The sequence below is a fragment of the Leyella stercorea DSM 18206 genome (assembly GCF_000235885.1).
In the GTDB taxonomy this organism is placed as follows: domain Bacteria; phylum Bacteroidota; class Bacteroidia; order Bacteroidales; family Bacteroidaceae; genus Prevotella; species Prevotella stercorea.
In genome coordinates this window covers 43,970-53,188 of sequence record NZ_JH379449.1, presented here as the reverse complement: position 1 = coordinate 53,188, position 9,219 = coordinate 43,970, and the positions used below count along the sequence as shown (strand labels likewise).

The 9,219-nt window shown below is 36.8% G+C and carries 14 protein-coding genes and 1 pseudogene; 7 read left to right on the top strand and 8 right to left on the bottom strand.

The window, feature by feature from the left end:
* Window positions 1-247 (top strand): hypothetical protein (locus tag HMPREF0673_RS14335; RefSeq protein WP_216589910.1); only part of this gene is annotated, 247 nt, incomplete at its 5' end.
* 72 nt (window positions 248-319) lie between these two features.
* The gene (locus HMPREF0673_RS09735; protein ID WP_007901616.1) at window positions 320-670 is read left to right on the top strand and encodes a hypothetical protein; all 351 of its coding nucleotides are present in this window, start codon (window positions 320-322) and stop codon (window positions 668-670) included.
* A 257-nt stretch (window positions 671-927) separates the two neighbouring features.
* On the opposite strand, the gene HMPREF0673_RS09730 is transcribed toward HMPREF0673_RS09735, so the two are convergent.
* From HMPREF0673_RS09730 to HMPREF0673_RS13920, 8 genes are all read right to left on the bottom strand, one after another.
* Complete coding sequence (locus HMPREF0673_RS09730; protein ID WP_007901614.1) at window positions 928-1,428, bottom strand: very short patch repair endonuclease; 501 nt, start codon at window positions 1,426-1,428, stop codon at window positions 928-930.
* 1 nt (window position 1,429) lies between these two features.
* Complete coding sequence (locus tag HMPREF0673_RS09725; RefSeq protein ID WP_007901613.1) at window positions 1,430-1,828, bottom strand: hypothetical protein; 399 nt, start codon at window positions 1,826-1,828, stop codon at window positions 1,430-1,432.
* 101 nt (window positions 1,829-1,929) lie between these two features.
* Window positions 1,930-2,226, bottom strand: coding sequence for a hypothetical protein (locus tag HMPREF0673_RS09720; RefSeq protein ID WP_245544248.1), 297 nt, complete (start codon window positions 2,224-2,226; stop codon window positions 1,930-1,932).
* Window positions 2,227-2,229: 3 nt separating this feature from the next.
* Window positions 2,230-2,400: a topoisomerase DNA-binding C4 zinc finger domain-containing protein gene (locus HMPREF0673_RS14920; protein WP_245544249.1), complete on the bottom strand. Its 171-nt coding sequence runs from the start codon at window positions 2,398-2,400 to the stop codon at window positions 2,230-2,232.
* 188 nt (window positions 2,401-2,588) lie between these two features.
* Entirely contained in the window at window positions 2,589-3,668 is a 1,080-nt protein-coding gene (locus tag HMPREF0673_RS09710; RefSeq protein WP_007901606.1) for an HpaII family restriction endonuclease, read from the bottom strand.
* A gap of 3 nt (window positions 3,669-3,671) precedes the next feature.
* Window positions 3,672-4,271, bottom strand: coding sequence for a PDDEXK family nuclease (locus tag HMPREF0673_RS09705; protein ID WP_007901604.1), 600 nt, complete (start codon window positions 4,269-4,271; stop codon window positions 3,672-3,674).
* Window positions 4,259-5,617, bottom strand: a complete 1,359-nt coding sequence (locus HMPREF0673_RS09700; protein WP_007901602.1) for a DNA cytosine methyltransferase — start codon at window positions 5,615-5,617, stop codon at window positions 4,259-4,261. Before HMPREF0673_RS09700 ends, HMPREF0673_RS09705 begins: the two co-directional genes overlap by 13 nt.
* A 10-nt stretch (window positions 5,618-5,627) precedes the next feature.
* Entirely contained in the window at window positions 5,628-5,831 is a 204-nt protein-coding gene (locus tag HMPREF0673_RS13920; protein WP_040596780.1) for a helix-turn-helix transcriptional regulator, read from the bottom strand.
* Window positions 5,832-5,964: 133 nt separating this feature from the next.
* Here HMPREF0673_RS13920 and HMPREF0673_RS09690 point away from each other — a divergent pair, with 133 nt between their 5' ends.
* The 5 genes and pseudogenes from HMPREF0673_RS09690 to HMPREF0673_RS14790 all read left to right on the top strand — a co-directional run.
* The gene (locus HMPREF0673_RS09690) at window positions 5,965-6,831 is read left to right on the top strand and encodes a hypothetical protein (RefSeq protein ID WP_157591690.1); all 867 of its coding nucleotides are present in this window, start codon (window positions 5,965-5,967) and stop codon (window positions 6,829-6,831) included.
* Window positions 6,832-6,839: 8 nt separating this feature from the next.
* Complete coding sequence (locus HMPREF0673_RS09685) at window positions 6,840-7,424, top strand: hypothetical protein (protein ID WP_040596762.1); 585 nt, start codon at window positions 6,840-6,842, stop codon at window positions 7,422-7,424.
* 285 nt (window positions 7,425-7,709) lie between these two features.
* On the top strand, window positions 7,710-8,735 hold the full coding sequence (locus HMPREF0673_RS09680; RefSeq protein WP_007901586.1) for a primosomal protein N': 1,026 nt from the start codon (window positions 7,710-7,712) through the stop codon (window positions 8,733-8,735).
* Between the two features lie 56 nt (window positions 8,736-8,791).
* Window positions 8,792-8,938 (top strand): hypothetical protein, encoded by a 147-nt coding sequence (locus tag HMPREF0673_RS14330; RefSeq protein WP_157591689.1) that lies wholly within the window; start codon window positions 8,792-8,794, stop codon window positions 8,936-8,938.
* 24 nt (window positions 8,939-8,962) lie between these two features.
* A pseudogene (locus HMPREF0673_RS14790) lies at window positions 8,963-9,219 on the top strand (hypothetical protein); the annotation flags it as partial.

Here is a 9,219-nt window from a genome sequence, read left to right as displayed (position 1 = left end):
CGGATGCTCGTATCGACCGACGCGGATGCTCGCAACGACCGACGCGGATAATATACTCCCACCATTAGCGATGATAGCATTTCGAATATTGAAGATAATTATGAGAGCGAAGGCGGTTTGCAAGGGGATTATTCATCTCGGACTACATAGAACCGACGGCACTGATGCCTTCGATACACTCTACATCGGCTGCGAGAAGTTCCCACAGCACGATTTATACCCAATTGCGATTGGTGGAGTGAGATAATGATAATAAAATTGTATTTTGTAAATTATACTTACTACTTTTGCATATAGTAATCAACTTAAACAATTTATTATGGAAGGATTAGCATTTATTTTTGCACTTATCTATCTTGCATTTCTTGTGTATCTACTGGTGAAGTTCATACAACTTTGCAATGATACACGAGACATTAAAAATCTTCTTGTTGCTAATTTAAATTTGAAAAAATCAAAAAGCTCTTCATCTGAAGAGCAAAATTTAAATAAGCCAAAATTCAAAGAGGGAGATTTAGTTGTAGAAAAGAGTACTCAGAAGCAACTGCGCCTGGGGAATTTTTACAATAATTCTTGGATATGCCTGTCCAATGGTCAAGAATACAAAAATCTTAAGGAACATGACCTTTATACATGGGATGAGTATCTTGCATCAATAGGGAAAAAGTAACGTATAAAGTAATGGATGATTGTTGTTAGTAACAATCATTCATTATTTTGATTGTAATAGCATGGTAGTGTAAACTGAACTGTGTCACGGCTCTGTTTACACTACCGCAGAATATCAAAAAGAAAATGCAACAAATGGATCCTTACAATGGTTTTCATACGTTCTAATAGCTACACCTTCTAATCATCCCATCATCCATTTACTAAACAGCAGTAGTTTTTATAGCTATCCCCACCATTAGCGATATATAAAAACTATTATTTCTTTTCCACATCAGGCTCTGCTGCCATCACTCTTTCTTCTTCCTGCATCTCATACCTCTTTACCTTGTGGTCTTCAAGATAAATGTGGCATAGCGTATATTCAAGCGACTGCAAGGTCTTTTCCCTTACTTTCGGTTTCAGTTGACACTCCCACACCGTAATGCAGTGCCAACCCATTTCCGCCAACTTCCGTTGTTCCTCCAAGTCCCTTTCCCTGTTGCGTTCTATCTTCGCTTGCCAGAACTCCGTCCTGCTCTTCGGCAACACAAAGTACTTGCATCCTTCATGTCCGTGCCAGAAACAGCCATTTACAAAGATGACCGTACGATACTTGCGCATCACGATGTCTGGATGTCCCGGCAGTCGCGGATGGTTCAGCCGGTAACGGAACCCATGAGCAAAGAGATACCTCCGAACCAATATCTCTGGTTTGGTATCCTTGCTGTGTATAGATGCCATACACCGACTGCGCTGTTCTTTGCTCATTTTGTCCATTCTAAATTATCTCAAACTTTAAGTATTTACTAATAGTTGTCTCCCCATTCGGTTTTAACCATTCTCTTTCAACAACTTTTGCAATTCTCAAAATAAAATGTCCATCTTCATCAAACTGGTCGACAAATGAGCGAATTCGTTCTTTTATAGTCTTTCCTTCTAATATAATTCCATTGTTTCTCCGTGTCTGCTGTCGCACAGATATTCCTACGCCGTCATCTGTCACGGCTTCTGTCCATTTACATAGTATGCCATCTATTACCTCTGCTCGATTAGCAAACAGCCTCTCACTCAGAGTAAAACTATAGATATTACCTACAGCAAAAGGAAACATCGTAGATTCTTTATCGCCATTGATAATCAAATCATTAATGTCATATTTAAATTCATTCTTCTTCATAAATCACCGTTATTTATGAGTCTTCTCATACATTTCCTTGGTTACTATCCCCTCACAAGCCTTTTCTATACTGTCGGACTCCTTAAAGAATATCCAATGATTTATTGCCTGACCACCATATACAGATGTATATGCTTGAACGAAAGTCCAGCCTTTACCAGATCATCCACCATGCTATTGAAAGAAATAACCTCGCCTTTGTCATCAACAATTTTCTGTTTGCTTTTTAAAGACGAAAGGCTTCCGTATACCGAATTCTTACCAAAGTCAAAAACTATTTTAAGTCCGGATAACAACTCCTTTTCCGCTCCTTTTATTTCGCAGAAGAATTTTTGTTGTGCAAAGATGCTTGTCGCATATATTATGCTAAGAACAAGCAATAATATAAATCTTTTCATTCGTTATTTATTAATAGTAAATTTACATTTTGGATAGTTGGAACACCCATAGAAAGAACCGAACTTTCTATTTCTTATTATAAGTTTTCCTCCACATTCAGGACATATACCATTTTTTATATAGCTCTGCGTCCTAAATTTTCTGGCATTCACATTCTCGTTATGGTTCCGCATCTCTTCTTTATCTACGACTGTAGAATTAGTATGTATTGTCTTAACAATCCAATTGAACGTTTCCTCCGAAACTACAATGTCGTGATATTGAAGAATGGCATTATTGAGTGAATATCTGTTTATAACAATATGATCTTTCACAAAGACCTTCATATGCTGCTTAAATAATGTAAGCAGCATATATGTAATTACTTTTTAAATCTAATCTGCAAGTTGAGCTTCATATAGACAGAACCATCCTCCCCACGATACAGCTTGCCGAATCCATACCGTGTTCTGCTTGCTCTCTCAAATCGTGTGTTCTTGTACAGGTAATCTTCCACATCATTCTGATTATAGAAGTGATAACAAACAATCTCTCCGTCCTTACGAACTACAAGATAGCCACCATTAGCATCATACCGTCCAGTCCATTCCTTACCAGGTACCATACCAAGAGCTGCACTTAGAAGCAGTACTTTCATCTTGTGAGCATAGAATTCTTCTACATTCTTGCCTTTGTAATCAAAAGGATTCTTCTTTGCAACGTCTGCTACGCAGTAATCTATCGAAGAATCGGATCCTTTGCTATCAACCAACAGACAATCTGCAATAAATTGTGGCATACAGATGTCTAAGAACTGAAGGTTGTTTCTGAAAACGGGATTGTCTGTATCACTATACTCCAAGGAGCATCCCTTTTCAAACAAAGCAGCCAAACGTTCCAAATGGCTCTTGATTGCATTAATTGCATCAATATCTTCATCACTCAACATCGTTCCGTCCACCTTATATGTAATATTGGTGGTGGCCCCCGCATTGAGTAACGTAGAAGCACTTCCAAGTTGTGACTTAATGCTGAAGCCTAACAATGGAGTCATGTTTGTTCGAAGATCATGTATCACAATATGAATGTCCGCTTTGTCTGTTGAAGGTGCTTTCAGCTTTGAACAACCTATCTCGCCCATGAATTTTTCTGCTTCTGGAATCTCAAATGCACTTTTCTTCGCAGCCTTGATTTCAGATAACAACTTAGTTGATTCTTCAACAAACTTATCCATGGAAATTCGAGCATACTCATTGCCATCTTCATCAATTACAACAATGTTTTGCTCGGTATTTGGTTTGTACTCGTATCGTTTACTCTCTTCTCGAATAATGTTCAGAATTGGGTAATACAATTCCAGCTTATTCATGTCGGCATCGCCAGCATGGACTTTGCCATCACCTAATAGTTTAAAAAGAGTATATATCTCACTCCATTCGCCTTTATTTCCTGTTAATGCCATTTTTTATTTAATAATATTACCAGTTACAGCAGGCTTGCTCTCTGCTTCTTCAAAAGTTACGTTTTTCAAGTCTGCAATTAAATCGTCAATTTGTGAAGTAGTGCAGTCTATAACTGCATCTAACCCAATGATATCACCTTTCTTTATCTTTTCATTTGCCGACGCAGCTTCTTCTGGAGAAATTGTCAACAAATAGCATTTTGAACGTCTATGAACATATTTCAGAGCTACTGCCTCCAAATCTGCTTGCTTATATCTTTCACGAAGGCTCGTCTTTAATGAAAGGCTTACTGGTTGTGACTGATTGTATAAAATAGCATCATATACAATGTTGGGTACATAAGTTACTTTCGCTTGGGTATAAAATGGTTTAATCCCTTCTCTATAAAGCAGGGTATATATTATCATTTCAAATACATTGCCATTTACACTTGGGGTACTTTGGGGATGTGCCACTTTAAACGATTCCCAGTATTTCTTTATGTAATCTTTTGGAGAATCATAAACAACATCAAGAAACGTCTCTCCAGAAAGCAAATTTTCAAAAATGGTCACAGTTTTGGTTTTACTTTTGCTTATGCCACAGTCTTTTAATACTCCCATAGTTTCAATATCTTTTTGTCGTTTAACGTCTTTAGCAACTGCTTTGCAGTAGCTTGTATTGCTGGCACAGCTACGCTGTTACCGAATTGCTTATATGCCGACGCATCAGCTACAACAATTCTGAAATTGTCGGGATAGCCCTGCAAACGCGCCCACTCACGAGGAGTCATCTTGCGCCAGCCTTGGCGGTTTACTTCACCTTTAATTCTTGTGGTAGGTGTGAGGTCTGTTTGACGAAAATCGATAACGAGGTTACTCTCTCTTCCCATACCACCTACAACAATAGCGTGAGCTATGCCATCGTCTGGAATTATGTCATAGCCAAATCCGTTTCCTTTTGCCTCATGACGAGCTTTATGTCTTTTGAGGGTTTCGATGTATGTAGTTGAAAGATAATATTTGGCTGGCACTGGATTCTCTTCTCTTACATCAATCCATTTCTTAGTCACTTCCTTTTGCTCAGGATAAGAAAAGTCATCTTTCTTTATACCCAAATCCTTTCTAAAACCAACTATGTATATTCTTTCTCTGTGCTGTGGAACTCCAAAGAACATTGCATTAACAATCTGTGGATCAGGTACGACATATCCAACTTCTTCCAATGTGTTGAGAATAGTTTTAAATGTTCTACCCTTATCATGAATAACAAGTCCTTTTACATTTTCAAGGAAGAATGCCTTCGGCTGATAACGGCGCAATATCTCAGCAACATCAAAGAACAAAGTTCCTCTTGTCTCCTCAAAACCAAGTCTCTTCCCTGCGAGGGAAAAAGCCTGACATGGAAAACCGGCACATAGAATATCAAAATCTTTGGGTATTTTATTCTTAGTGCTTTCTTTGGTAATGTCACCAAACGGCACGTCACCATAGTTTGCATAATAGGTTTTCTTTGCCTGTTCATCCCATTCGGAAGAGAATACACATTCTCCTCCAAGATTCTGGAATGCCATTCTAAATCCACCTATACCAGCAAACAAGTCTATAAACTTGAATTTTGGATTTTGGGGTGCCTGGAATGGTGCTGCGAATAAATCTTGAAACAGATATGTTTGGTAGCCAATTGCGGAGTCAGCAACTCCTTCAAAATCCTTAGGCTTATGAAGTCTTTCGCCCTTTACAAACTCGTACCACAGATTTAAAATGTCTTCAGCCTGCCTCTCGTATGGCATCTTGACATCTGCATTGCGCAACTGCAAGTAATGGGTAATCAAGGCTGCTTGATCTACAAAAGGTATTATCTTACCATCCTCGTCAATTGTTTCTTTACCAAACACTTGAATCTTGTCTGCTCTTTTCTTGCAAAAATCAAACAGTGAAAACTGCTTCTTTGTTGTTGTATTTATCATTTCTTTTAATCTACTTTTGTGGAACACATATTAATTCTGTCACTTCAACTTTCAAAAGTTGAGAAATTTGTATAAGTGTTTCCAATGGTGGCTGTGATGTATTAGTACACCATTTGGAGACAGTTGAAGGGTTTACATCCAACTGTTCTGCAAGCCACTTGCTTGTTTTTTTCTTCTCGACAAGCACGATTTTTAATCTATTTACATCTTCCATGATTCTCACTTTAGACCGCAAAGTTAGTGATTAATTATCATTATATTGCCTTTATGTAAATTTTTAACTTAGATTATGTATGGCTATCTCACATATTATACATATCTTTGCTGTATTAAAAACTAAATTTACAATGAAAGAGCCAAAATACCTATCAATACTTCACAACTCATCAAGCAAAAATGCAATGTGGGCGTGCAAGATGATACCAGTACTCATACATTGGGCTACGGTAAGCAAATCACCGCACACGTATAGCGAACTATCAAAGGAGGTGGGGCATCACACAGACCAGATAGGCAGAGTGTTGGGGTTGATTGATGATGTGTTTAAAGCATTGAAGAAAGCATGTCCTGAATTTAAGGATATGCCGACACTAAATTGCCTTGTTATAAACAAAACGACCAAACTACCAAGCAATGGTTTCGATTATGTAAGCCACGATTACAGCTCACTCACAGACGAACAGAAAAATGACCAAATGAAACGTCTCAACAGTGAAGCTTATTACTATGACAGATGGCAAGATGTTCTCGATGAACTTAAACTCACACCATACAATGGTTCTGACAACAAAGTATATGAGAACACAATCCGAAAAGGTACATACTCTAAGCATGGTTCCGAAGGCATCAAACATAAGGCACTTAAAGAGTACATCTACGACCATCCCGAATGTATTGGCATTAAGAATGTTAAGCATAAGGAAATGGAGCATATACTTTTGTCTGGCGACCGCCTTGATGTTTACTTCATACTTAAAGATGACACGCAGATTGCAGTAGAGGTCAAGTCCTCTATATCTGATAATGCAGACATTTTACGAGGTGTGTATCAATGCGTTAAATACAATGCCATACTAAATGCCGAACAAAGCGTAAAAGGTATGCATTGCCCAATAAAAGCATTATTGGTGTTAGAGGGCAAAATGCCTATGTCAATTGCTTCGGATGCGATAGCATTACATATAAATTTCAAAGAAAATATAAAACTGATATAATATAAAAGATGAAACGATTATTTATTTTATCATTTTTGTTTATTTGCGCAATCAATCTGTTTGCACAAAAAATATCTGTGGACAGGATAGAATCAGATGGAAGACATCAGATAATGACTTCCTCTAAAAGTTATTCTGTTCAAGGAACAAATTATAGCTTTTGTATGAAAGTATACGAGTCTTCAGAATATAAAGACTGGTTGTTACTTATTTCTTCATATAGCTATATTTCAAAGGCTTCGGAATTACTGATTAAACTTGGTAATGATGAAGTTCTTTATTTACCTGTGAATAATGTAAATGTTGGTAAAGTTACACAGCCAGGATATGGATACACTATAGGTAATATAACCAGTATGATTCCATCTGTAGATGTTGATTATTATTCTTCAGTGTACGAATTGACTTCTGAAAATATAAACAAAATAGATTCATTGGGTATAAAGAAAATTCGTTTGTCAAATGGAACAAGTTATAAGGATAAAACATTTGAGTATAATTCATTGGGAAAATTCCTTAGAAAATGTTATAAAAACATTTTAAAGCGATTAGAAAACCCTTTAAAGAAAAAGGGATTATTCGATGACTTTTAATAGGTGCGGATTTTATGAGAATTGAGTCTCTAAATTTAAAATGCTAAATGTATTATATTCACGTGATAAAGTAAATTTACGAAAATTTAAAGATTTTAATCATGGTATATTTCATTTATACAGGAGAAGAATGCGTCTTAAAATGGAAAGAATGTAAAAGTCTATATCAATACTCAATCTTTCATCTATCTACTCTTTTACGCAGGAGTCTGCTTTTATAAGTGGCTTTACAAGAAAAACGAAAATAATATTTCACACTAATAATAAATTTTTAAAAATAACAATATGGGTATTATTTCTAAAGCTCTATTAAAACTAAGAAAAACCCCAAAGGGGGTCTATTCTACAGTAAAAAAAATGGCATCAGAAGAAATTGATTTTGCTCTTGTTGAAGATAAAAACAAAGCCAAAGATACAATTGAGAAAGAACTTTTATTGTCAGCCTTTGTATTGGATTTTAATCCTAACAAAGACATGAGAAGTAATTTCATTCTTGATTACATTAAAGAAATTGAGGACAATTTCCTTTCATATAACTCTTCTAAAGACATTTTATATTATTGTGTAAACAGTGGTTGTGGAGTTTGTTTTGACTCAAAAGATGTAGACAAAGAAGCAAAAGAAACCTTGCATGATTATATTATAGCGAGATTGATTCTTTATAGGAAAATTATTAATGATTTGCATAGCGGAAACAGTACCCGCTTTGATTGTCTTTACTATGCAATATATCACTGTTCATTTAGTGTATACAGGTACTCTATGGATAAAGACATTGATTTTCTGAAAGAAGATATTATATATTCTAATCATAAAATTGGGGAAATATATAGAAAATACAAGGAAATCTTACATATGTTAGATATAAAATACTACAACATAGTTAAGGTGCCTAAAGATACATGGATGATAAATGATTCTGAAGGAGTTTGGTTTAATACAGAAGGAGAATTGCCATACTTAAAGATAAACCCAGGAGATTCATTCAAATCATTCGATAGAATTAATGGGGTTGGTGTTTTGGAGTGCCGCGATTGTGGCTATAAACAAGAGATTGTAGCCTTCATGCATGGTGCTTTTGACGCAACTATCGGTAGACAGTGTCCTCAATGTGGTACATTTTGCACAGAGGAAAATCATAGTGAGGAATTTCATCGTTTTGGAACTGCTAAAGAAGATGTTGTTTGCCCAAATTGTGGATATACAATAAAGAAAAAAGAAGAAAGTATCTTTAAAGGATCATCGAATCCGTTGTTCTGCCCAAAGTGTAAAGGCATTAATTTGTTATTTAAGACAAAAATGGAAACATAAATCTGTCTTTTTCCCACCGCCCATTCGCTCATATCTTTGCCCTAAAAAAGCAAGATATGAGCGATTTTTCATTTATTCCACCAACATCCGTTGTCACCATCCCCGATACCCACGCCTCCGCAGCCTTCACCTCCAAGACATCTGAAGTCTTCAAGGAGGAGCACAACATCGCACCAATCATCATCAACGACAAGATGAAGTAGATCCCGTGGGGTGGTGACAATCAGATGCCGTACAACATCATTGATATCATCGAGTCCGACGAGACAATGAGCACTTGCCAGATGTTCAATGCTGAAGTCTGCTATGGCAGTGGACTTGTCTATGACACAGAGCTTGCCACCGCACAAGTGCAAGCGCAAGTGGATGACTTTATGCTGGACAACGACCTCGCAAGTTACTTCCTCGGTGTGTGTCAGGACTTCAAGCTCTTCGGGTTTTGCGTCAGCGTAATCATCCTCAATGAGGATGCCAGTCGCATTGT

What these genes read in the sequence shown, in the direction of transcription:
- HMPREF0673_RS09730 (WP_007901614.1), bottom strand. Translation starts at nt 1,428, where the DNA reads ATGGACAAAATGAGCAAAGAACAGCGCAGTCGGTGTATGGCATCTATA.
- HMPREF0673_RS13920 (WP_040596780.1), bottom strand. Translation starts at nt 5,831, where the DNA reads ATGGAAGATGTAAATAGATTAAAAATCGTGCTTGTCGAGAAGAAAAAA.
- HMPREF0673_RS09700 (WP_007901602.1), bottom strand. Translation starts at nt 5,617, where the DNA reads ATGATAAATACAACAACAAAGAAGCAGTTTTCACTGTTTGATTTTTGC.
- HMPREF0673_RS09725 (WP_007901613.1), bottom strand. Translation starts at nt 1,828, where the DNA reads ATGAAGAAGAATGAATTTAAATATGACATTAATGATTTGATTATCAAT.
- HMPREF0673_RS09690 (WP_157591690.1), top strand. Translation starts at nt 5,965, where the DNA reads ATGAAAGAGCCAAAATACCTATCAATACTTCACAACTCATCAAGCAAA.
- HMPREF0673_RS09685 (WP_040596762.1), top strand. Translation starts at nt 6,840, where the DNA reads ATGAAACGATTATTTATTTTATCATTTTTGTTTATTTGCGCAATCAAT.
- HMPREF0673_RS14920 (WP_245544249.1), bottom strand. Translation starts at nt 2,400, where the DNA reads ATGCGGAACCATAACGAGAATGTGAATGCCAGAAAATTTAGGACGCAG.
- HMPREF0673_RS09705 (WP_007901604.1), bottom strand. Translation starts at nt 4,271, where the DNA reads ATGGGAGTATTAAAAGACTGTGGCATAAGCAAAAGTAAAACCAAAACT.
- HMPREF0673_RS09710 (WP_007901606.1), bottom strand. Translation starts at nt 3,668, where the DNA reads ATGGCATTAACAGGAAATAAAGGCGAATGGAGTGAGATATATACTCTT.
- HMPREF0673_RS09680 (WP_007901586.1), top strand. Translation starts at nt 7,710, where the DNA reads ATGGGTATTATTTCTAAAGCTCTATTAAAACTAAGAAAAACCCCAAAG.
- HMPREF0673_RS09720 (WP_245544248.1), bottom strand. Translation starts at nt 2,226, where the DNA reads ATGAAAAGATTTATATTATTGCTTGTTCTTAGCATAATATATGCGACA.
- HMPREF0673_RS09735 (WP_007901616.1), top strand. Translation starts at nt 320, where the DNA reads ATGGAAGGATTAGCATTTATTTTTGCACTTATCTATCTTGCATTTCTT.
- HMPREF0673_RS14330 (WP_157591689.1), top strand. Translation starts at nt 8,792, where the DNA reads ATGAGCGATTTTTCATTTATTCCACCAACATCCGTTGTCACCATCCCC.